This is a genomic window from Flavobacterium sp. (assembly GCF_031411595.1).
Taxonomy (GTDB): domain Bacteria; phylum Bacteroidota; class Bacteroidia; order Flavobacteriales; family Flavobacteriaceae; genus Flavobacterium.
Map to the genome: position 1 here is coordinate 1 of NZ_JANOBI010000011.1, position 23474 is coordinate 23474.

Genomic DNA, 23474 nt, shown 5'->3' on the forward strand with positions numbered 1-23474 from the left:
CCTTGAAACTGATCAAGTTATTTCTTATCGAACTGCTTCAACAACAAACAACAGCTTTGATGGGAATGGTGGTTTTGAAACTGGTATTGCCGGTGTAAATTTTATTGGTGACGGAAACGTACTTTCAGGAACTCAAGGTTGTGTAAACCCTTTTGAAGGGAATAATTTTGCGTCTATAACTTCCGGTGATCAATTGATTTCAAGTGGAAATGCAATAGGAGGAGCATCAAGCATTATGATTATTGGGCCAATCAACGCGAATATCACTTCTATTGGTTTTAATTATAATTTTCTTTCTGCCGAATTTCAAGAATACGTTGGAAGTGAATACGACGATTCTTTCATGGCCATTGTTTATGGAGCGAATGGTGCACATTCAGAATTTGTAACGAGTGTTAATACATTAGGGAAAGCAGGAAATACTTCTTGTGGTGGCTTCCCTGGAATGCCGGATACGGGAGATGGCTATGCAGGTTCAACCGGATGGTTAAACAAAGTAATCAACTTTAGCAGTGTCGGTGATGAAGTATATATCGCGTTTATCGTAACCGATGTTTCAGATGAAATATATTCTTCAGTAGTTTCTGTTGATGACATCACCTATAATTAATTAAAAAATATAATCCTCAAAAACCCATTCACAATGTGAATGGGTTTTTTTTTTGAGTTATCCTGAAAGTTTAATCCTCTGCTTGATTTTAATCCATAAAAAAAACCACCACAAAAAGTGATGGTTTTCTGGAGCCGGCGGAGGGACTCGAACCCACGACCTGCTGATTACAAATCAGCTGCTCTAGCCAACTGAGCTACGCTGGCGGCTTAATCCGATGCAAATATAGAAGTCCATTTTAAATATGCAAAATAAAATGAAACTTTTTTACTGCAAATTATTACTGCAATCCGTTGATCTTAGCAACCAATTGATTAGCAGCTTGTTCTAATTCAACATTGATTTGTTTGAAATGCGCTTTTTTATTCTCAACCTTTTTAGCGTTTACTTTAGTGATTAAATTATCAAAAGTAGCGATTGCTTCATCGATAACAGCATTGGAAGCATCAGTCGGTTTTCCTGTCGTCGACAATTCGAATAAGTAAACTGCTTCAATAATATCTCCTAAAACGTAGTTGATGTCTTTTTTTAAATTCTTAACGTTTGCCATAGTAATGGGTATTTTTTAATTTTAATTTGCGTGCAAAAGTACATCTATTTTATTGATAAAAAACTATTTAATATAAATTTCTAAAACTGAAGCGGTTCCATTCAATTGATATTGCGACATTGAAGCAGGAATTAAAACCGTATCGCCTTTTCTATATGCATAGATTTCACCATCAAAAGTAATCGTGAATGCACCTTCCGTACACATATAAACCGTAAAGGAAGTGTCCTTTTTTTGAACATTGATAACACCTTGCAACGGAATAAAATTGGTCGTGAAGTATTGACAATCCACCATTGCATTGGATATGTTTGCTGTTTTAGTGTATTCTTTTTTAGCTTCAACCCGACTGTAATTAATGGCATCTAAAGCCAAATCAACATGCAATTCTCGGGTTTTACCTTGTGCATCCACTCGATCAAAATCATACAGGCGATACGTAATATCGGATGTTTGTTGGATTTCTGCAATCAACAATCCGGCACCAATCGCATGAACAGTACCTGTTTCTAAAAAGAAAACATCGCCTATATCAACATTGACGCGGTCGAGTATATTCAACAAGGTTTTGTGCTCTAAATTTTCAATGTATTGTTTGGCATTAGAATCTTCTTTAAAACCAACAATCAAACTTGAATTTGAATCCGCTTGCATCACATACCACATCTCTGTTTTTCCAAAAGAATGGTGTCGTGCTTTGGCCAACGCATCATTTGGATGCACTTGAATCGACAAATCTTCACGCGCGTCTAAATATTTGAAAAGTAGTGGAAATTGTTTGCCGAATTGTTCATGCACTTTAGTTCCCAAGATTTCATTAGGCAATTCATCGATGAGTTCAAGCAACGATTTCCCAGTGAATGCTCCATTCGCAACAACACTAACATCGCCATCAACGGTGGATAATTCCCAACTTTCTCCCGTAATTTCAGAAGTAATGGATTTGTGAAGTTCTGTTTTCAATTTCGTTCCACCCCAAATGCGTTCTTTAAGAATCGGCTTGAATTGTAATGGATATAATGGTTTAGCAGTCATTTTTTATAAATTATTTTTTAAAGCTTCCAATGCTTTTTTAATATGAATGGTGCCCGAAGTACTATTAAAAACCATAATAATTACACCTTCTTTATTAGCAACATACGTCACTCTTCCCGGAATCAATCCCAACCAATTCGTGGGCACACCAAAAAGATTTCGAATATTCTTATCCGAATCCGACAAAAGTATAAAAGGCAATTGATATTGTGCAGAAAATTTTTGATGCGATCGAACACTATCACCACTAATTCCAATGACTTCAGCGCCTAAAGCTTTAAAATCTTCATACTGGTCACGGAAACTACAAGCTTGTTGTGTGCAAATTCGCGTATCATCTTTTGGGTAAAAATAAATTACTACAGGTTTTTTGCCGATGCAACTACTACTGTCGAAATCCTTTCCCGCAGTATTTTTGGCTGTAAAATGTGGAATTAAATCTCCAACTTCCAATGCCATTATTGACCGCTATAGGTTACGAAATTTCTCGGGGTTTCATATAAAACCACTTCTAAATCGAGTGACGTTGCAATGCGAGTTCTGATTTTATTCCAAATGACTACAACAATGTTTTCGGCAGTTGGATTTAAATCTTTGAATTCCGGAACATCAAGATTCAGATTTTTATGATCGAATGCGTCTTCAACTTCCATTTTAATAATATCAGTCAAAAATTTGACATCCATAACATAACCCGTTTCAGGATCGATTTCACCCGTAACACTAACAATCAATTCGTAATTGTGCCCATGAAAATTCGGATTGTTGCATTTCCCAAAAATCAAATCGTTCTTTTCATCAGACCAATCTTTGCGATACAATCGATGCGCGGCGTTGAAATGCGCTTTTCTGCTCAAGGTTACTTTCATTTAAATTCCGGATTTATGGTTTTCTAAAAAATGATAAAATTCATCGAAAATAATCTTAAACCAAACCGTGTATAGATTCGGGTTTTGAATCATATCTTCTTTCACATCTTCAATTTTCATCCATTTCCAAGCTTCGACTTCATCAGTATTAATCGTTGGGTTTTCATTGAAATACCCAATCATTACATGGTCGAGTTCGTGCTCGGTAAGGCCATTATCAAATGGCGCTTGATAAATGAAATGAAACAATTCTTTGAGCTCGGTTTGGAACCCCATTTCTTCAAACAATCGTCTGCTGCCTGCTTCGATATTGGTTTCTCCATCACGTTGGTGGCTGCAACAAGTGTTCGTCCACAATAATGGCGAATGGTATTTTTGATGTGCGCGTTGTTGCAACATGAGTTCGCCCTTATCATTCAAAATAAAAACCGAAAAAGCACGGTGCAAAATCGCCTTTTGATGCGCTTCGAGTTTGGGCATCAATCCTATTGGTTCATCGTTTTCGTTGACTAAAATAACTTGTTCTTCTTTCATAGCGATATAGATGCTCAAAAGTACAAAAAAACAACTCGTAATGGTGGCGAATTTGAAATTGTGATAAGTTTAACGAGTGTTTCACAAAGGTTTCTGACTTGCTGCTCTAATTTTACTGTTCCTTTTTAAGAGCGCAAAAAAATGTTAAGTTTTCCATAAAAATCAATGCTTTGTAAACTAACTGACAAATCACAACGTAAGTAGCCAAGTACCTTTACATCGAAATAAAAATAATGCTATTATGAAAAACAACATTCGATTCCTCTCACTTTTGACATTCTCACTATGCTTCATTTTATCAGCCTGTGCGCAAAATAAAACGGCAAAAGAGCCTGTCATTAAAAAAGAAACCACCATGAAAAATCCTTATTATTCCAGAACCAGTAAAGAAAAACTCCACGTTTCCGATGAAGCATGGAAAAAAGTGTTGCCCGAAGATTTATATGAAGTATCAAGACATGCCGATACCGAAAGACCATTCACTGGGAAATATTGGAACACGGACGAAAAAGGAACTTACTATTGCGCCGCTTGTGGCAATAAATTATTCCGTTCGGGTGCTAAGTTTTCAAGCAGCTGCGGTTGGCCGAGTTTCTTCGAGCAAGACAGTAAAACCAGCGTCGTTTACAAAGATGACAATGCTTATGGAATGCAACGTATCGAAGCACTTTGCGGCAGATGTGGTGGACATTTAGGCCATTTATTCGATGATGGCCCTGCGCCTACCGGAAAAAGATATTGCATGAATTCCATAGCGCTCGATTTTGAACCTGATAATCAATAAAATGAAAAAAATAATTTTAATCTTTGCCATCATTGCTCAAAGCGCGGTGGCCCAAAACAAACCTAAAACAACAAACAATATGTCAAATCTTGAAACCATAACCATCGGTGGCGGTTGCTATTGGTGTGTAGAAGCGGTCTACGAAAATCTTAAAGGTGTGCAATCTGTAGTTTCCGGATTTTCTGGTGGGAAAACCGCCAATCCTTCGTATGAAGAAGTTTGCTCGGGAAGAACCGGTTATGCCGAAGTCGTGCAAATTACTTACGATAAAACCATCACCAATTTAGACGAAATTTTTAAAGTGTTTTTCACCGTGCATGACCCTACAACCCTTAACCGACAAGGTGCTGACGTGGGAACGCAATACCGCTCCGTGATTTTCTACAAAGACGAAACGCAAAAACTGGCTGCACAAAATATCATCGCCGCTCTCAAAAAAGCGCAGGTATACGACAGCCCAATTGTGACGACTTTAGAGCCGTTTACCAAATTTTATAAAGCCGAAGATTACCACCAAAACTATTATCAAAACAACAAAAACCAGCCGTATTGCCAAATGGTGATTCAACCCAAAATAGAAAAATTCGAAAAGATTTTTAAAGACCGATTGAAAAAGAAATAGTTGCCAGAAGAAGCCGAGAAGTAATTTTCGGCTTTTGTTTTTTTGGGCGTGTCCACAAGGGCCGGGCTTTCCACTAAATCTTTTGTTCTGAACCCCAGAACAAAAGGATACCGTTGCAATCCCTCACGCAGAATATGGCCAGAATAAACTTTGGTTTTTTGGGTTAACTTAAAATAAATTAACCGCAAAGTCCGCAAAGTTTTACGCAAGGAGCGCAAAGAAAAAAGTTTATAATAACCCTTGCGAACTTAGCGTAAAACTTTGCGCACCTTGTGGTAAAAAATTACTATTTTTTTAGAAGAATTTCCCCAATTTTCAACGCACATTTCTCACCATCAATAGCAGCAGAAATAATTCCTCCGGCATAACCAGCACCTTCTCCGCAAGGATACAATCCTTTAATCTGAAGATGCTCCAAGGTTTCCGAATCTCTCGGAATCCTTACTGGCGAAGATGTTCTGCTTTCAGGCGCATGCAAAATGGCTTCGTTGGTCAAATACCCTTTCATCGTTTTGCCAAACTCCGTAAAACCTTCACGTAGTATTTGCGATAAAAATCCCGGGAAAACTTGTCCCATTTCTACCGAAGTTGTTCCCGGAACATAAGAAGTTTTTGGAATATCAACTGACACTTTATTTTGCGTAAAATCAACCATACGTTGCGCCGGAACTTTTTGGGTTTCGCCCGCTAAATGCCACGCTTTTTGCTCAATACTTTTTTGAAATTCGAGTCCGGCTAAAGCTCCGAACTTTTCATAAGGCTTGAAATCTTCAAGTTTCAATTCAATCACAATCCCAGAATTCGCGGTAGCCTGATCTCTTTTTGACGGCGACCAACCATTAGTCACCAGTTCACCCGGACTCGTAGCACAAGGTGCAATCACACCACCAGGACACATACAAAACGAATACATGCCGCGTCCGCCCACTTGCTTCACAATCGAATAAGGAGCAGGTGGTAAATAGTCACCACGAAAATCACAGTTGTATTGAATCTTATCAATCAACGATTGCGGATGTTCCGCACGAACACCAATTGCAAAAGGTTTGGCTTCGATAAAAACTTGCTTTCTGTCGAGCAATTCGAAAATATCACGAGCCGAATGTCCGGTTGCTAAAATGATTTTGTTAGCCGTAATTGTAGTGCCGCTTTGAGTAACAATACCTTGCACTTCATTACTTTTTATAACAATGTCAGTAACGCGTGTTTCAAATAATACTTGCCCGCCACATTCGATAATTTTCTCACGAATATCTTGAATGATTTGCGGCAATTTATTGGTTCCGATGTGTGGATGCGCTTCAATCAGAATATCATCAGCAGCACCGAAAGCGACTAGCAACTCTAATATTCTCGTGACATCGCCACGCTTTTTAGAACGTGTATACAATTTACCATCGGAATAAGTGCCCGCTCCACCTTCACCAAAACAGTAATTAGAATCTTCATCGACGATATGATTCAAATTAATCGCTTTCAAATCACGGCGCCTGCCACGAACGTCTTTGCCTCTTTCGATGACAATCGGTTTCAAACCCAATTCAATCAGTTGCAAAGCGGCAAAAAGTCCGGCCGGTCCAGCGCCAATGACGATTACTTCTTGTGCGTTCGATACGTTTTTATAGTCGGGAAGTTCAATTTTTTGTGGTGTGAAGGTTTCACCATACATGAAAATCAACACTTTTAAATTGATTTTAATCGCTTTCTGACGCGCATCAATGGATCGCTTCAAAATCGAAATATGTTGAATGTCTTTGGGATTGGTTTGGATTAATTTCCCAACATGCTCTTGAAGCAACGCTGCATCAACGGCCACTTCAGGCGAAACTTGTAAAAGCAATTCTTTTGGCATGGTGGAATTTTTGACAAACTTAAAAATAATTTATCAAGAAGCCGTTATTTCACCTTATTATACTCGGCTTCGATATCTTTTATAATGCTTTTGATTTGTTCAACCGAAATACGTTTTGCTTTGATGACTTTGTTTTTATCCAAAACATAAATTACAGGCGTTGAATAGATGTCGTATTTCTCAGTAACATTATTATAATGCACGCCATCATAAACATTAATCCAATCTAACTTGTGCTCGTCGATATATTTTAGGTATTTGTCGCCTTCTTGTTGGGTGTAAACACTGTAGACCTTCACATCTTTATTTTCTTTTTGCAAGTTGTGGTATTCTTCTAAAAGCTTGGGAATTTCCTTCTGGCAATGCCCGCAATCGACATCCCAAAATACCAATATCAAAAAATCGGCAGCAACATTGTGCAACTTATAAAACAGCGTGTTGATTTCAGCTTCATTGCTATAATAAAGTTGCGTTACCTCAGCACTGCTTTTGACATTTTCAAATCCCATTTTGGCAATTTTATCGCGATCGGAAGCTTTAATCATCAATAAATCTGGGGCTTTTGTGCCGATTAAAAGTGGTTTCAACTTATCACTGTGCTTGATGATTCTTTCGATAACATCATCTTCATAAGTACCGACAGCTTTTCCGGTTTTAAAATAAGTATCAACCATATGCACGAAAACTTTGTCGAATCCCATGACATTATAGATTTCGTAAGTCGCCGTGAAATGGGCCAACAACAATTTGTAGAGTTGGGTTCCAAAGTCGGGTTTTAGCATCATACGATCGATTTCAACCGCCACGGAATCCGGATGCTTATAAATAACCGTTTCAAAATATTTTTTGAGTTTGTTGGAGAAGAAAGGGTTTCGCGTAATCGCAGCATCTTTAAAATCGACGCCATCCCAATAATGTGTTTTGTAATATTGGTAAACCTTCAAACTGTCTTTTCTATTGGTCGGATTAGGAATCTCTTTCAAGTTCTTTTCCATTTTAAATCTTAAAAAATCTCCGAAATAACTTGCTTTATTTTTTTCTGCAGTTTGATTTTCATATTCCTGAATAGTATTCTCTAGCGTTTTTAATAAGGGTATAACCTTAGCCAAAGAATCTTTTTTAGACAAACCTTTGAGCTGTTGTTTGGCAATTGCAAATTGCTCATTTTGCTCTGTGAGGAATTTGATGTACTTAAAAAAATCATTTTCCTGAGCAGAATTTTCAGCAGTAGCTTCTCTTTTAAAACCAGCCGAATCGCCATTCAACTTGAGGTTTTGAGTTTTCTCATCGACAAAAAAATCAAATACAATTTCTTTTTTTTGATTGACTAAAGAGTAAATTCCTTTGTCGAGTTGCTCTTTTCCATTGAAAATAATTTTCCCGTTTTTGATACTGGTGCAAGTATCTTTAATATAAGTTTTGTCCATTTGATAAAAAGTAAGATACGCCAACGTGTCCTTACAATTTTTCATATTAATCTCAATCTTATAGCTCGATTGTGCGCTACCGATTAATGAAAAAAAGCAAAAAAAGTAAACCATTGCTAATTTTCTATGCAAGCAATTTCTCATGATTGTTTTATTTTTACTGCCACAAAAATAAATTATTTCACCAATATTTTTACATAAAAAAAAGGTTTAGCAATGACTACTAAACCTTTCTGTTCTATATATTAATTTTAAATTTATTGCTTGATGAATTTATAATTGATTACTTGTTGATTCAATTGGATTTTCACAAAGTAAATTCCGTTTTGCAAATCCGCTACTGGAATAGCTTGCATCGCTTCATTCGATTTGATTTCTTTTACTAATGCACCATTAATCGCGTAAATAGCAATGTTTGAAATGGCTTCGTTCGATGTGTTTTCAATATTCAAAACCGAACTAGCAGGATTTGGATAAATGCTTACTTGCTGATTAATATCAAAATTATTTACGCCCAAAGCCACTGCGTTTTCTAAGTAATCCGGAATAGAATTGGCGTTCGTATCATCATCTGCCGGATTGTTGTTGTGGTTGTAATCTTCCATGAACGTTAATACATTATCGCCATCATCATCGTTGTCTAAATAATTTGGAATCGAATCATTATCGGTATCCAGAAGTGAATTGCTACTCTGACTGCCTCTTCCAAAAACATATTCTACATTGGTCAAAATCAAATCGCCATCATCATCATTGTCAAGGTAGTTTGGCAAACCATCAAAATCAGTATCGTCATTGGCCAAATTCGTATCGTTATTTACATCTTCTGAAGCAGTATCAACAGTGTCATTATCAGCATCAACAGTACAATCGACAACACTTAAAATAACCGATTTGATCATACCATTTCCACCGGCGTAGATTGTTTGTGGATTCGTTGTATTGGTAAACGCACTTGGATTGATGATTGGAATAGTCAATGCCATGTCTGCATAAAAACTAATTGATGCTGGATTGGCAGGCGACAAATCATTGGCAGCAACATTTAAATCGAACGTTTGGAAACCATCGGCATCATCATCACAACGAACAAAAGCATAATTGGTGTAATAGTTTGGTCTGTAAAAACGCCATCCTTCATGATAGGCTGACCAAGTTCCGGTATTGCGATTCGGTGCCGCAATACCTTCTGTACCGGAAAGGTTTATCAATCCTGTAACGGTTTTACCGATTCCTGCTGCAGTGCAAGATTGCTTATCAATGAGTTGAATATCGATTGTGTTTGAGGTTTCGCTTAAAATCATTTGAAAATTACTTTTCATTGCGGTGCAGGAGAAGAATGAATTGTTGTAAAAATACACTACAAATTTTCTATGCGGTGCTGTGCCATAAAGTCCGTAAGTAATGGTGCCTTCTGCATTCGAATTGTTTAAATCCGAATAAGCGCCAAGAATTGCATTTTTTACAGGGAAAGCCACGTTAGGAATTTCCTGTGTAAAAACAAATGGCGAAGATGTATTGGCAGAAGAAGTTCGAAAATCGATGTAACCATTGGTACTGATAACTAATTCATTATAATTTACGCCGTAGAAATCGAAAGCAAAAGGGAGCGCAATTAAATTGGAACAACGATCATCTGATGTTGCTAAATTCGCAGAAGATGCACTGTATTGCGTGAATGGAATCGGAGTAACTGCGTAATTGGACTGAGAATTTCCTTTGAATGAGAAAGAAAATAATACTACTAAAAAAAGGTATTTTTTAATCATAATAATGGGTTTAGTTTTGGTTTAGTTTTGTCAAATATAATAAAAAAAAGCAATCTAAACAATTGGCTTTTAAAAAGTTAAAAAAGCAAGTGATAACTTAAATAAATTAGACTATCTATTGCTTTAAAGCCTAATTAGCTTTTAGAAATTTGTAGCAGTTTATAAATAAAATCCATAAAAAAAGGTTTAGCATCGCTACTAAACCTTTCCTAAATCGCATACTCGAATTGTTATTGCTTGATGAATTTATAATTGATTACTTGTTGATTCAATTCTATTTTCACAAAGTAAATTCCGTTTTGCAAATCCGCTACCGGAATGGCTTGCATCGCTTCATTCGATTTGATTTCTTTTACTAAGGTTCCATTAATAGCATAAATCGCAATATTTGAAATCGTTTCGTTCGATTTATTTTCAATATTCAGAACAGAACTTGCAGGATTTGGATAAATAGTCAAATTGTTTTTGATATCGAAATTGTTGACTCCTAAAGCCACTGAGTTTTCTAAATAATCAGGAAGTGAATTGGCATTGGTATCATCATCCAACGGATTGTTGTTGTGGTTGTAATCTTCGTTAATTGTCAAAACTCCATCGCCATCATCATCTTTATCTAAATAATTAAGAATACCGTCATTGTCCGTATCTAAGTATGCCAAAGCTCCGTTTGCGCTCCTATTAAATACGTATTCTACCGAAGTCAGTATCAAATCGCCATCATCATCATTGTCGATAAAGTTTGGAATACCATCCAAATCAGTATCATCGTTGGCTAAATTCGTATCGGCATTTAAATCTTCGTCAGCCGTAGCTACTGAATCTAAATCGTAGTCGTTTGCACAATCAACAACGCGCAATACAACTGTTTTAATTTCACCATTCGCATTGGCATAAATCGTTTCTGTATTAGTGGTGTTGGTGTAATTTAAATTCGTAAAAGCATTGGTTTGTGAAATAGCATCCGATTCGTTGCTATAAAAAGAAACCAACGAAAGATCCGTAGGCGATAAATCATGTTGCACCACTTGCAAATTGAAACTCACAAAACCATCGGCATCATCATCACATTTTGCAAACAAATACGAGTTGGTTGAGATTGGTCTTTGAAAACGCCATCCTTCGTGATAAGCGGTCCAAGCCGAAGTATTTCTGTCAGGTGGTGTTACAGCCAATAATCCGGTTTGATCGATGATTCCGGTTACTGCGTTACCTGAATTCCAACCAGTGCAAACTTGCTTATCTACTAATTGCACATCCATGATGTTCAATGTTTCATACAATACCATTTGGAACGTACTTTTTGCAGCGGAACCACACGAAAATTGTGATTGATTGTCAAAAAGCACCACCATTTTTCTGTAAGGCGCACTACCCACTATAGAATACGTAATGTTTCCTTGTGCATCTGAATTATTCATATCATGAAAACAACCGAGAAAAGCATTTTTTACTTCAAAAGTAGCACTAGGTATGGTTTGGTTATATGCCCATGGTGAAAAACCTCCCAATGTTTGTGGTGTAAAACTGATGTAACCGTTTGTACTCACATTCACCTGGCTGTATGTGCTACCATAAAAATCGAAATCGAAACCCAACGGAATCGGAGCCGAAAAAGTATCATCATTAGTTCCTTGAACAGCTGAAGTTGCTGTATAAATTTGGTAAGGAATTGCAACTACAGAATAATCAGATTGTGCTTGCGTTGCCATTGAAAACAGCAATAAAAAAGCACCTTTAAAAACAGAAGTAATCGTTAAGTAATTATTTTTCATAAGATTAGTTTTCTTCAAATATACTAAAACAAACTACTTGGCTGTGTATCTTTGCAAAAAAAAATGTCTAAAAAAATCAAACTTATTTGGGATTTTCGAGGTGCTGTTGCGGCTAAAACTGCGGAGCATCATGAAGTGCATTTGAAAGAATATATGCACGCAGAAAAACTACCGCTTAACATCACAGGTTTTGACATTATTAGCGACATGCACGCCACCGCTTTCATGGTTGTTGAGGAAGGCAATATGATTGCTGTTCGTGATGCATTGAAGCCGCATCGTGGGGAAATTTATTCAATTACGAATTAGAAATTACGAATTACAAATCTGGTTACAATTTGTAATTCGTAATTTCTAATTCATAATTAATTCGCTACTTCACTTATAAATTTAATACGCATCAATCGCAGTTCATCAATGTCGTAATCACCATCAAATTCTTTGAGTGCATCTTCAATTTTGTCGGTTTCGGATTCCATAAAATACTCGTGAATTTCTTCTTGTTGATCGTCATCAAGCATTTCATCAATCCAATATTTGATATTTAACTTGGTCCCGGAATAGACTATTTGCTCCATTTCTTTAATCAAAGTATCCATATTCAAACCTTTGGCGGAAGCAATATCGGATAGCGATAATTTTCGATCAATATTCTGAATGATGTATAATTTATTAGCAGAATTAGCACCCGTCGATTTGACTACCAAATCATCGGGACGAATGATGTCGTTATCATCAACGTATCGACTGATCAATTCGACGAATTCTTTGCCGTATTTCTTCGCCTTACCTTCACCTACTCCATGAATATTGGTCAACTCATCAATCGTAATCGGATATTTCAAAGCCATATCATCCAACGATGGATCTTGAAAAACGACAAACGGTGGCACGCCCAATTTTTTGGCGACCTTTTTTCTTAAATCGCGCAGCATTGCCATCAAAGCTTCGTCAGCTGTTCCAGAAGATTTGGCAGCAGTAACAATCGCTTCGTCTTCCGATTCGTTATATTCGTGGTCTTCGGACATCATAAAGGAAGTAGGATTATCAATAAAATCGAATCCTTTTTCTGTCACTTTTAAAATGCCATAAGTTTCAATATCTTTAGAAAGCAAACCATCAACCAACACTTGCCGGATTAAAGCCATCCAATGCCGCTCTTCGAAATCTTTTCCTGAACCAAAGAACTGTTGCGAATCGGTTCTGTGCGCATTAATTACAGCATTCACACGACCAATCAACGTATAAATAACTTCTTTTGATTTGTATAAATGCTTCGTATCGCGGACGACTTGTAGTAATTTAATCACTTGATCTTTGGCTTCGACTTTACTTTTCGGATTGCGTACATTGTCATCCATGTCGGCGCCATCACCGGTTTCGCTGTCGAACTCTTCTCCAAAATAATGCAATAAGAATTTACGACGCGACATCGAAGTTTCCGCATAAGCCACCACTTCTTGCAATAAAGCAAAACCAATTTCTTGTTCTGCAACAGGTTTCCCAGACATGAATTTTTCTAATTTTTCAACATCTTTATAAGAATAATAAGCCAAACAATAACCTTCACCGCCATCACGACCCGCGCGACCTGTTTCCTGATAATAACTTTCTAAAGATTTTGGAATATCATGGTGAATCACAAAACGAACATCAGGTTTGTCGATACCCATTCCGAAAGCAATTGTAGCTACGACGACATCAACATCTTCCATCAAAAACATATCTTGATGTTTGGCTCGTGTTTTTGCATCTAAACCTGCATGGTACGGAACGGCACTGATGCCATTGACTTGCAATACTTCAGCAATCGCTTCTACTTTCTTACGGCTTAAGCAATAAATAATACCTGATTTTCCTTTGTGTTGCTTGATGAATCTGATGATGTCAGATTCAATATTTTTGGTTTTCGTACGTACTTCGTAAAAAAGATTGGGTCTGTTGAAAGACGCTTTAAATGTAGTGGCATTCGACATATCCAAATTTTTAAGAATGTCTTCCTGCACTTTAGGCGTGGCTGTCGCGGTAAGTCCGATTACAGGAACGTCGCCAAGTTGTTTGATGATGTGTCTTAAGTTTCTGTATTCCGGGCGGAAATCATGTCCCCATTCTGAAATACAATGCGCTTCATCAATGGCTACGAATGAAATTGGAACGGTTTGAAGAAAAGCCACATATTCTTCTTTGGTCAATGATTCGGGAGCCACATAAAGCAACTTAGTGATTCCGCTTGTAATATCTTTTTTAACTTGATTGATTTCTGTTTTGGTAAGCGATGAATTTAATACATGCGCAACACCATTTTCAGAAGACACGCTTCGAATGGCATCGACCTGATTTTTCATTAAAGCGATTAATGGAGAAACTACAATCGCCGTCCCATTTTGAACGAGAGAAGGCAATTGATAGCAAAGTGATTTTCCACCTCCAGTCGGCATAATGACGAAGGTGTTTTGTTTTGCCAATATACTTTTGATGACTTGTTCTTGTAAACCTTTAAACTGGTTGAAACCAAAATACTTTTTTAGTTCTTTGTGTATGTCAATTTCGGTTGAATTCATTCTATGTTAATGGTATTTTATATAAATTTGCGTCTCATAAAGATACAACTTTCTTTTACACACACAAATTTTATAACATACAGTTTTGATTACAAAAGAAAATATATTGGAGATTGCAAAAAAAGCAATCCTATCGGAAAGTGAATCTATAAAAAAACTCATCGATTTTTTAGACCAACAGTTTGTTGAAGCCGTTCAAACCATCTTCAAATCAAACGGCAGATTGATTGTTACCGGAATTGGTAAAAGTGCCATCATCGCGCAAAAGATAGTAGCGACGATGAATTCAACCGGAACGCCTTCGCTATTTCTTCACGCTTCAGAAGCCATTCACGGCGATTTGGGTATGATTCAAAAAGAAGATGTTGTCATTTGTATTTCTAAAAGCGGCAACAGCCCCGAAATTAAAGTTTTGGTTCCTTTTCTTAAAAATTATGGTCAAACCTTAATTGCCATTACAGGAAACATGACTTCCTCATTAGCCAAATCCTCCGATTTGGTTTTAAACACTACCATAGATGCAGAATCTTGTCCGAATAATCTCGCGCCCACCAACAGCACGACAGCACAACTAGTCATGGGCGATGCTTTGGCGGTGTGTTTGATGGAAATGCGTGATTTTAAAGCAACTGATTTTGCTAAATACCATCCTGGTGGTGCATTAGGTAAAAAATTATTACTGCGCGTGAAAGACATGCTAGAGAATGCATTAAAACCAGCAGTCAGTTTGGATACACCCATCAAAAAAGTAATTTTCGAAATTTCAGAAAAACGTTTGGGTGTTACTGCTGTTATTGAAAACAACAAAGTCGTCGGCATTATTACCGATGGTGATATTCGTAGAATGCTAACTCACAGAGATTCTTTAACCGATGTAACGGCTCAAGACATTATGACAAAAAACCCAAAAATGATTGGTTCCAACGCGATGGTTGTCGATGCCTTCAATATTTTAGAAGACAACTCAATCACTCAAATCGTTGTAGCAGATGATGGCGAATATAAAGGTATTCTGCATTTACATGACATTTTAAAAGAAGGGATTGTATAATGGCAAAGAAAAATCTGAGTGAAATGTCGTTTTTAGACCATCTCGAAGAATTGCGATGGTTGTTGGTCAGAAGCACTATTGCCGTTATCATTATGGCTTGTGCGACTTACTTTATCGCCGATTATTTGTTTGATGTGGTTATTTTCGGACCGACAAGATCAAGCTTTTTTACGTACCGCTTTTTTTGTGATTTGTCTCATAAAATTGGTTTTGCCGACAGTATTTGCATCAATGACTTGCCATTTATTATTCAGAATACGGAAATGGAAGGCCAAGTCAATATGTTTGTGTGGATCTGCCTTCTCGCCGGTTTCATCCTAAGTTTCCCATACATCTTATTACAAATATGGAATTTCATTAGCCCTGCATTGTATGAAAAAGAGCGCAAAGGTGTCCGAGTATTCATCTTTTTCTCTTCGCTCTTATTTTTTATAGGTGTTGTGTTTGGTTATTTTGTAGTCATTCCTATGTCGGTCAATTTTGTCGCTACCTTTTCTGTTAGTTCCATTGTAAAAAACCAATTTACGCTCGAATCGTATATCGGAATGTTTAAAACCAGTATTCTTGCCAGTGGATTGTTTTTCGAATTGCCGATTATAATTTATTTCTTAACCAAACTCGGATTGGTAACGCCGAAATTTTTAAGAAAATATTGGAAGTATGCTGTTGTAATTATTCTTATCATTGCTGCTATTGTAACGCCGCCGGATGTCGTGAGCCAATTGATTGTGGCGATTCCAATGTTATTAATCTATGAAGCCAGTATTTTTATTTCAATATTGGTTCATAAAAAACAACTCAAAGCAAATGGCTGATTTAGTACAAGAATTTAATGATTATCGTGCGAAGATGAATGAAAAATTGCTCGCCGATAACAACAAAATCGTCAAACGGATTTTCAATCTTGACACGAACGCTTATGCTGAAGGTGCTCTCGATGTGAAAACGAAAGAATTATTGGGATTGGTGGCTTCGACGGTTTTGCGCTGTGACGATTGCATCAAATACCATTTGGAAACTTCCTTTAAAGAAGGCATCACCAAAGAAGAAATGATGGAAGCCATGGGCATCGCGACTTTAGTGGGTGGCACGATTGTGATCCCACATTTGCGAAGAGCTTATGAGTTTTGGGAAAATTTAGAGGAGAAGGGTTGAATCGGGTAATCGTGTAATCGTTGAATCGCGTGTGTTGATGGAAATGATTGCCCTAGCCCTGATAGTAACGGAAATCCTTGGCATTGGGAGATTGCCGCGCAAGCTCGCAATGACAAGATTGGGAGTGGATAGCAGGATTAGCTCCTGAAAAAACAATTAAACAAAGAAAAATGATTTTAAGAGCAGAAAATTTAGTCAAAACCTACAAAGGCAGAAGCGTCGTGAAAGGCATTTCTGTCGAAGTAAATCAAGGAGAAATTGTTGGACTTCTGGGTCCGAATGGTGCAGGAAAAACAACTTCTTTCTATATGATTGTTGGCTTGGTAAAACCCAATGCGGGTAATATTTATCTCGATGATTTGGATATTACGCATTATCCAATGTATAAAAGAGCCCAACAAGGTATTGGTTATTTGGCGCAGGAAGCTTCCGTTTTTAGAAAGCTCAGCATCGAAGACAATATCTTGAGCGTATTGCAATTGACCAAACATACCAAAGCCGAACAAGAAGCCAAAATGGAAATGTTGATTGATGAATTCGGCTTGCAGCACATCAGAACCAATCGCGGTGATTTATTGTCGGGTGGCGAACGCCGTCGTACTGAAATAGCACGTTGTTTGGCGACAGATCCTAAATTTATTTTGCTTGATGAACCTTTTGCAGGTGTCGATCCTGTTGCTGTAGAAGACATTCAACGCATCGTGGCGCATCTCAAAGATAAAAACATCGGCATCTTGATTACCGATCACAACGTTCAGGAAACTTTGGCGATTACTGACAAAACGTATTTGATGTTTGAAGGCGGAATCCTAAAAGCCGGAATTCCTGAAGAATTGGTCGAAGATGAAATGGTGCGTCGTGTTTATCTAGGTCAGAACTTCGAATTGCGTAAAAAGAAGTTATCGTTTTAATTCAGCGTCAGATACTGCAACATTTTAGGGCTTCCGTTGTATATATTCACATCTACATTGCCATCTATTCCTGAAACCGTGGCTTTTTCCGTAAACTGCCAAATGAGCCAATCGTCTTGTAGGGTTTCTACAAAGAAATTGTAATTGGCAATCCAAAATTGGTAGTTGCTAAAATCTTCTTTTAAAAAAGCTTCGTAGAATTTTTCATTCGTGTAAATGATGGGTTTTACTTGATAATGCGCATCAACCTTTTCGAGCCAGCGCTTTAAACCCGCTTTCAAACTATCTATTGGTTGGTTTTTTGGCATCGCTTCTATATCGAGAACCGGTGGCAAATCGCCTTTACGTAGTTTTACATTTTTAATAAAATTATTGGCTTGCTCTAAAGAATTTTCATTGGGTCGATAGTAATGATAAGCGCCACGAATTAAAGTCGCTTTTGAAGATTTCCAATTGGTTTCGAATTCACAATCGACTTTGTCTTTGCCTACTGTGGCTCGAATAAACGCAAACCGAATCGGGAAATTATTTTCTACCAAACGCACCGATTTCCAATCGATTTTTCCTTGATATTGCGACACATCGATGCCGACAACCTTATCATCATAAGTGCTTAAAACACTGTAATTCCGAACATCAGAAATTCGTTTGGATTCTTTGCTTTCAAGGATTTTATCAGATTTGAATCCCAAATAATACAATAAACCATTGCGGTAATGAAAGCCAATTCCGAACAGTAAAAGGAAACAAAAACCACCTAAAATATAATGGCTTATTTTGCTTTTCCAAAAAGAATTCTTTTTCCGTGACGTAGGTTTTCTCGAAGTAATTCTTCTCTTTTTCATTATGAAACCTTCGCTTTCAAGAATTTGTTATTGATGATAGAAAGCAAAACATACATCAAAATCACCAACGGAATTCCTAAAAACTGAAACACGATTAATAGCAAAACCGACAGCAACAAAAAAGTCATTTGTAGTGCGTTGTCTTTAAAGTTGAGCTTTTTAATTTTTAATGAAAATAACGGAATCTCAGCATTCATAATGTAAGCACTTAATAACGAAATCGCAAGCAAAAACCACACATTGGCAAGCAATTCAAATTCATGTATCAATGGCAAACTCAAAAAGAACAGTGCATTGGCAGGCGTTGGCAAGCCTATAAAAGAATCGGTTTGTCTTTCATCAATATTGAAATTAGCCAAACGATAGCAAGCGCCGAGCGTAATGACGAATCCCGCAAAAGGCAAATAAGCATTTTCGGAAATCATCGCGAACATCGAATACATTACATAACCGGGAACAACGCCACTGGTAATCATGTCGGCCAGCGAATCGAGTTGCAACCCAAGTGGACTAGAAACTTTAAAAAGTCTCGCGAAAAATCCATCAAAAAAATCTAAAAAAATGCCCAAACACACGAATATAAATCCATACAAAAAATCGCCTTGGGCTATCGAAACCAATGCAATGCAGCCGCAAAATAAGTTGAGTAAAGTAATTGTGTTGGGAACGTGTTTTTTGATTTGCATTTTTGAAAAATTTTGAAAAACAAATTTAGTACAATAAGTTAAAGACAAGTGCGTTTTTTAGTAGAGTTTTATTTTTTCGATTGGTTTTTAAATCCCTATTTGAAAATTGGTGGAAATAAGCTCAATAAAATTGTATATTTTTGAAAAAAAAACAAACTGCGGTTTGAAAACAAAATTGCTTTGAAGGAAAAAATTTTACTTATTCTTTTTCTGGTGAGTGGCACAATGCAAGCACAAACCACCAGAAAATACTCCAATGAATTTATGAATATTGGTGTAGATGCCGCAGCGCTAGGTATGGCCAATGCGGTAACGGCCTCGACACACGATGTGAATTCAGGTTATTGGAATCCCGCGGGTTTGCTTGGAATTGAAGAATCACAAGTGGCTTTGATGCATGCAAGTTACTTCGCCAATATTGCGCAATATGATTATGCTGCGTACGCCAAACCTATTGATGACAATAGTTCCTGGGGAATATCGATGATTCGATTTGGTGTCGACGATATTTTAAACACCACTGAATTGATCGATGATCAAGGTAATATTGATTACAATCGCATCAGCAAATTCTCGACGGCCGATTACGGTTTTACGTTTTCTTATGCGCGAAAATTGCCTTTAGACGGATTGAATTATGGTGTGAATGCCAAAGTAATTAGACGCGTGATTGGAAAGTTTGCGAATTCTTGGGGATTTGGTGTTGATGTTGGATTCAAATTCAAGAAAAACAATTGGGATATTGGCCTGATGTTGCGCGATATCACTACAACTTATAACATTTGGAATATTGATGAAGATGAATATGCCAAAGTGCAAAATGCTGTTGCCGGGCAGAATCAAGATTTACCTGAAAGTACCGAAATCACTTTACCAAAAGCGCAATTTGGTGTGTCGAGACTGTTCGAATATGACCACGATTATACTTTCTTGCCTGCGATAAACCTCAATATGGAATTTTATAAAACCAACGACATCATCGCTTCCGATTTTGTAAGTGTTGTGCCGGCGGTGGGTTTTGAATTTGGCTATACCGAAATGGTTTTCCTACGCACGGGATTTGGGAATTTCCAGAATTTGACACAAATCGACAATACTACAAAACTGAGTTTCCAGCCCAATGTTGGCTTAGGATTCAAATATAAAGGCATCCAAATCGATTATGCTTTGACCGATTTAGGCAATCAAAGTGCGGCTTTATATTCTAATATTTTTTCACTCAAAGTCGATTTAAGTATTTTCCAATAAGATGAAACAATTCTACCAAAAACCCTTTTTTTTGGCGGTACTTTCGGGACTTTTATTGGCGTGCAGTTGGCCTACATATGGCTCGACTTTGTTGATATTCTTCGCGTTTATTCCATTATTATTTGCTGAAAAAACACTGCGTGAATCGCATGATAAAGTCAAATTCAAAGTTTGGGTTTGCGCTTACATTACTTTTGTAATTTGGAATGCGATTACGACTTGGTGGTTGTATTATGCTTCAGGATTCGGGATGTTTTTCGCCGTTTTGGTGAATGCGTTGCTGATGAGTATTTTGTTTTTATTGTATCATGTTGTATCGAAAAGAATCGCTGCAAAATGGAGTTTGTTTTTCTTCGTTTGTTTGTGGCTCAGTTTTGAAAAGTTCCATTTGAATTGGGATTTTTCGTGGCCTTGGCTCAATTTGGGCAATGTGTTTGGCGATTACCCAAAATGGATTCAATGGTATGAATATACAGGAACATTTGGCGGTTCGCTATGGGTTTTAGGCGTGAATGTGTTGGCGTTTTATGCGGTTTCGAATGCTGAGAATGTGAAATCAACTTTCCAAAAAATGGTGCCTCGAATCGTATTGATGATTGCCATTCCTATTGTTTTTTCATTGTGGATTTACAACATTTATGAAATCAAAGGCGAAACCAAAGAAGTGATTGTCTTGCAGCCCAACGTTGATCCATACACGGAAAAATATGACACGCCGAATTTCATTATTGCCAAAGGACTTTTAGCACAAACCGATTCGCTGATTACGCCCAATACCGAATTTGTGATTGCGCCCGAAACCGTTTTGGCGGAAAGCACGCCTTTTGACGGGTTTTACAATTCGCCGAGTCGCGCTTTGATGACGAATTATATAACACAACATCCGAAAGCGCAATTGTTGTGGGGCATTGATACGTATCATTTTATATTTGATCCTAAAGATGTTTCGCCGTCATCGAATGTTTATCGTGAAGGCATGTGGGTTGATTTTTATAACGCGGCTTTATTCATCAATCAGAAACCTGGTTTTCAGAAATATTATAAATCGAAATTGGTGGTTGGTATTGAAAACTTGCCATACAAAAGCATACTTGAACCACTTTTAGGCAATGTGATGTTGGATTTGGGCGGCACAATTTCGACGAAAACTACGCAAAAAGAACGCACGCCTTTTATCGCGAATGACGGAACTAAAGTGGCTCCAATCATTTGTTATGAATCGGTTTATGGAGAATATGTTTCGGGATTTGTGAAAAATCAAGCGCAGTTTTTGGCGATTATTACCAATGATGCTTGGTGGAACGAAACGCAAGGACACAAACAACACTTAACGTTTGCTTCGCTTCGCGCGATAGAAACCCGCAGAGATATTGCTCGCAGCGCCAATACCGGGATTTCAGCTTTTATCAATCAGAAAGGTGAGATTATTTCTAGAACGAAATATGGAGAAAAAACAGCACTAAAAGGTCATGTGCATTTGAATTCGAAGATGACTTTTTACGTTTTTAGCGGCGATTATATTGCCTACATGGCCATGTTCTTTTTGAGTTTATTGACGGGTTATATTGTGGTTAAGAAAAGAGCGGTGGTTTATTAGACTTTAAGACTGTAAGATTTTAGGATTTTAGGATTTTAAGACTATAAGATATTTAAATTTCGGCTTTTTGATTGAGAAACTTCCGTTTGAAAACTACGCAATCCTACAATCTTAAAATCTTACTGTCGTACAATCCAAATTATTGTCCTCGGTAGAATAAAACCGTACTAAAGGTTTTGAGTACAATATTGATATCTAAAAATATGCTTCGATGTTTGATGTAATATAAATCGTATTGCAATTTAATCAGACTGTCATCAATAGTTTCTCCGTACGAATAATTGACTTGCGCCCAACCCGTCAATCCTGGTTTTACGACATGACGTGTTTCGTAGAAAGGCATCACTTCGGCAATTTCATTGACAAAAACCGGGCGTTCGGGTCTTGGCCCGATGACTGCCATATCGCCTTTAAGGATATTTAAAAACTGCGGAAATTCATCGATTCTGGCTTTTCTCAAAAACTTACCAAACGCTGTAATTCTCGAATCATTAATCGTCGTAAAAACAGCACCATTCGATTCTGCATTTTTGATCATCGTTCGCAGTTTGAGTATTTTAAAAGGAACTCCATTTTTACCGATGCGATCTTGTGTGTAGAATAATTGGCCTCTGTTGCCTATGAGATTTCCTAAAAATATAATTGGCAAAAGCATAATTCCGATACTCAATCCGATAATTGAAATAGCGATTTCTACGATTCTAACCATCATCAAATACAATTGATTTTGGTTGCTTCGGCTGAAAGGGAAATAACGATAGAAATCTCGTGCTACGTATTGTACGGGAATGCGTTGCGTGATATTTTCGTATACTTGTGTGTATTCGCGGATGATGAATCCGTTTTCTAATAAGTGAATCAATTGGTTGTAGAGATTCACTGTGATTCCGTCGGTTTTTTGAGAGGCTATTACGACTTCAGAAACAGAATTTTCAATAACGAAGCGTTCGAGTTGGTCGATATCGATGTTTTTTACAAAGTCCTTTTTCTTTTTTAAATCGCTGATTTGATGGCTATCGGAATTGACATATCCCATGACTTTGTAATGTGGATCTACGTTTTGGAGGCCGAGTATTAATTCTTCTGCTTGATCTTTATCGCAAATTAATATTACTTTTTTTTCGAAACGACTAGAAGCTAGAAACTTCACATAGAACAGGCGCCATAATAATAACGACAATAGAATGGCCACATAAAAGAATATAATCTGCATCCTGTTTGTAGGCAGATTTGGCGTATAAATCGGTGTTAATAAATAGATGAGTACTGTGGTGGAAGAGGTGAGTACAATACTTTTAACGACTTGAAACTGATTGCTGGCCACTTGAAGGCTATACATTTCGAAAACCGTTCCGATGGTATTCAAATAAATTCCTAAAACGATAGTCCAGTAATAATTGGTCGTTGAGATGTTGAAGTAATTGAAATTGAAAATGATGCCTACTAAGTACAAAGCCAATAATACGGTGAGAACATCAAAAATTCGCAATAGAATCTTGCGTTCGGAAATCTCAAAATGTATTTTTCTATTGACCACCATCCAGAATAAGTATCGTATTAAAGAGGTGCAATTTAGTGAAAAAATAAAGATGCTAA

23 protein-coding genes and 1 tRNA gene are annotated in these 23474 nt (G+C 37.3%); 10 read left to right on the forward strand and 14 right to left on the reverse strand.

Translation table 11 applies throughout. The features are described 5' to 3' along the window. Nucleotides 1-610: hypothetical protein (locus RMO03_RS01600; RefSeq protein WP_309640328.1), on the forward strand; the 610-nt coding region annotated here is incomplete at its 5' end. A gap of 129 nt (nucleotides 611-739) precedes the next feature. On the opposite strand, the gene RMO03_RS01605 is transcribed toward RMO03_RS01600, so the two are convergent. From RMO03_RS01605 to idi, 6 genes are all read right to left on the reverse strand, one after another. Further along, a tRNA-Thr gene (locus RMO03_RS01605) sits at nucleotides 740-816 on the reverse strand. Nucleotides 817-890: 74 nt separating this feature from the next. Next, nucleotides 891-1160 (reverse strand): hypothetical protein, encoded by a 270-nt coding sequence (locus RMO03_RS01610; protein WP_309640329.1) that lies wholly within the window; start codon nucleotides 1158-1160, stop codon nucleotides 891-893. 63 nt (nucleotides 1161-1223) lie between these two features. Further along, nucleotides 1224-2195 carry a type I phosphomannose isomerase catalytic subunit gene (locus RMO03_RS01615; protein WP_309640330.1) on the reverse strand — a complete coding sequence of 324 codons (972 nt, stop codon included), beginning with the start codon at nucleotides 2193-2195 and terminating at the stop codon, nucleotides 1224-1226. 3 nt (nucleotides 2196-2198) lie between these two features. After that, nucleotides 2199-2654, reverse strand: a complete 456-nt coding sequence (locus RMO03_RS01620; RefSeq protein ID WP_309640331.1) for a peroxiredoxin — start codon at nucleotides 2652-2654, stop codon at nucleotides 2199-2201. After that, entirely contained in the window at nucleotides 2654-3064 is a 411-nt protein-coding gene (locus RMO03_RS01625; RefSeq protein ID WP_309640332.1) for a 6-carboxytetrahydropterin synthase, read from the reverse strand. The genes RMO03_RS01620 and RMO03_RS01625 overlap by 1 nt, the downstream gene beginning before the upstream one ends. Continuing rightward, on the reverse strand, nucleotides 3065-3598 hold the full coding sequence (idi, locus tag RMO03_RS01630) for an isopentenyl-diphosphate Delta-isomerase (protein ID WP_309640333.1): 534 nt from the start codon (nucleotides 3596-3598) through the stop codon (nucleotides 3065-3067). A gap of 241 nt (nucleotides 3599-3839) precedes the next feature. Here idi and msrB point away from each other — a divergent pair, with 241 nt between their 5' ends. Together msrB and msrA are read left to right on the forward strand one after the other, a co-directional pair. Next, entirely contained in the window at nucleotides 3840-4382 is a 543-nt protein-coding gene (gene msrB / locus RMO03_RS01635; protein ID WP_309640334.1) for a peptide-methionine (R)-S-oxide reductase MsrB, read from the forward strand. A gap of 1 nt (nucleotide 4383) precedes the next feature. Further along, on the forward strand, nucleotides 4384-5004 hold the full coding sequence (gene msrA, locus RMO03_RS01640; protein WP_309640335.1) for a peptide-methionine (S)-S-oxide reductase MsrA: 621 nt from the start codon (nucleotides 4384-4386) through the stop codon (nucleotides 5002-5004). Between the two features lie 286 nt (nucleotides 5005-5290). Here the strand turns inward: msrA and RMO03_RS01645 are convergent, their stop codons facing one another. The 4 genes from RMO03_RS01645 to RMO03_RS01660 form a co-directional block, all read right to left on the reverse strand. Further along, nucleotides 5291-6856, reverse strand: coding sequence for an FAD-dependent protein (locus tag RMO03_RS01645; protein ID WP_309640336.1), 1566 nt, complete (start codon nucleotides 6854-6856; stop codon nucleotides 5291-5293). A gap of 44 nt (nucleotides 6857-6900) precedes the next feature. Continuing rightward, nucleotides 6901-8427 carry a redoxin domain-containing protein gene (locus RMO03_RS01650; RefSeq protein WP_409024903.1) on the reverse strand — a complete coding sequence of 509 codons (1527 nt, stop codon included), beginning with the start codon at nucleotides 8425-8427 and terminating at the stop codon, nucleotides 6901-6903. Nucleotides 8428-8540: 113 nt separating this feature from the next. Beyond that, nucleotides 8541-10052, reverse strand: coding sequence for a T9SS type A sorting domain-containing protein (locus RMO03_RS01655; protein ID WP_309640338.1), 1512 nt, complete (start codon nucleotides 10050-10052; stop codon nucleotides 8541-8543). 230 nt (nucleotides 10053-10282) lie between these two features. Further along, complete coding sequence (locus tag RMO03_RS01660) at nucleotides 10283-11824, reverse strand: T9SS type A sorting domain-containing protein (RefSeq protein ID WP_309640339.1); 1542 nt, start codon at nucleotides 11822-11824, stop codon at nucleotides 10283-10285. Nucleotides 11825-11887: 63 nt separating this feature from the next. On the opposite strand from RMO03_RS01660, the gene RMO03_RS01665 reads away from it, so the two are divergent. Then, nucleotides 11888-12133 carry a hypothetical protein gene (locus tag RMO03_RS01665; protein WP_309640340.1) on the forward strand — a complete coding sequence of 82 codons (246 nt, stop codon included), beginning with the start codon at nucleotides 11888-11890 and terminating at the stop codon, nucleotides 12131-12133. A gap of 56 nt (nucleotides 12134-12189) precedes the next feature. Here the strand turns inward: RMO03_RS01665 and recQ are convergent, their stop codons facing one another. Beyond that, nucleotides 12190-14385 (reverse strand): DNA helicase RecQ, encoded by a 2196-nt coding sequence (gene recQ / locus RMO03_RS01670; protein ID WP_309640341.1) that lies wholly within the window; start codon nucleotides 14383-14385, stop codon nucleotides 12190-12192. An 85-nt stretch (nucleotides 14386-14470) separates the two neighbouring features. Between recQ and RMO03_RS01675 the strand changes: the two genes are divergently transcribed. The 4 genes from RMO03_RS01675 to lptB all read left to right on the forward strand — a co-directional run bounded on the left by RMO03_RS01675 (nucleotide 14471) and on the right by lptB (nucleotide 17502). Next, nucleotides 14471-15436 carry a KpsF/GutQ family sugar-phosphate isomerase gene (locus RMO03_RS01675; RefSeq protein ID WP_309640342.1) on the forward strand — a complete coding sequence of 322 codons (966 nt, stop codon included), beginning with the start codon at nucleotides 14471-14473 and terminating at the stop codon, nucleotides 15434-15436. Then, nucleotides 15436-16251 carry a twin-arginine translocase subunit TatC gene (gene tatC, locus RMO03_RS01680; protein ID WP_309640343.1) on the forward strand — a complete coding sequence of 272 codons (816 nt, stop codon included), beginning with the start codon at nucleotides 15436-15438 and terminating at the stop codon, nucleotides 16249-16251. The genes RMO03_RS01675 and tatC overlap by 1 nt, the downstream gene beginning before the upstream one ends. After that, nucleotides 16244-16591, forward strand: coding sequence for a carboxymuconolactone decarboxylase family protein (locus RMO03_RS01685; RefSeq protein ID WP_309640344.1), 348 nt, complete (start codon nucleotides 16244-16246; stop codon nucleotides 16589-16591). Before tatC ends, RMO03_RS01685 begins: the two co-directional genes overlap by 8 nt. A 170-nt stretch (nucleotides 16592-16761) precedes the next feature. Further along, nucleotides 16762-17502 (forward strand): LPS export ABC transporter ATP-binding protein, encoded by a 741-nt coding sequence (gene lptB / locus RMO03_RS01690; protein ID WP_309640345.1) that lies wholly within the window; start codon nucleotides 16762-16764, stop codon nucleotides 17500-17502. On the opposite strand, the gene RMO03_RS01695 is transcribed toward lptB, so the two are convergent. Together RMO03_RS01695 and RMO03_RS01700 are read right to left on the reverse strand one after the other, a co-directional pair. After that, entirely contained in the window at nucleotides 17499-18347 is an 849-nt protein-coding gene (locus RMO03_RS01695; protein ID WP_309640346.1) for a glycoside hydrolase family 25 protein, read from the reverse strand. The genes lptB and RMO03_RS01695 overlap by 4 nt on opposite strands. Beyond that, nucleotides 18347-19033: a CDP-alcohol phosphatidyltransferase family protein gene (locus RMO03_RS01700; RefSeq protein WP_309640347.1), complete on the reverse strand. Its 687-nt coding sequence runs from the start codon at nucleotides 19031-19033 to the stop codon at nucleotides 18347-18349. Before RMO03_RS01700 ends, RMO03_RS01695 begins: the two co-directional genes overlap by 1 nt. A gap of 264 nt (nucleotides 19034-19297) precedes the next feature. Between RMO03_RS01700 and RMO03_RS01705 the strand changes: the two genes are divergently transcribed. Both RMO03_RS01705 and lnt read left to right on the forward strand, forming a co-directional pair. After that, entirely contained in the window at nucleotides 19298-20281 is a 984-nt protein-coding gene (locus RMO03_RS01705; protein ID WP_309640452.1) for a PorV/PorQ family protein, read from the forward strand. A gap of 1 nt (nucleotide 20282) precedes the next feature. Then, entirely contained in the window at nucleotides 20283-21878 is a 1596-nt protein-coding gene (gene lnt / locus RMO03_RS01710) for an apolipoprotein N-acyltransferase (protein WP_309640348.1), read from the forward strand. Between the two features lie 139 nt (nucleotides 21879-22017). Here lnt and RMO03_RS01715 read toward each other — a convergent pair whose 3' ends face one another. Beyond that, nucleotides 22018-23418 carry an exopolysaccharide biosynthesis polyprenyl glycosylphosphotransferase gene (locus RMO03_RS01715; RefSeq protein ID WP_309640349.1) on the reverse strand — a complete coding sequence of 467 codons (1401 nt, stop codon included), beginning with the start codon at nucleotides 23416-23418 and terminating at the stop codon, nucleotides 22018-22020. Between the last annotated feature and the right edge of the window lie 56 nt (nucleotides 23419-23474).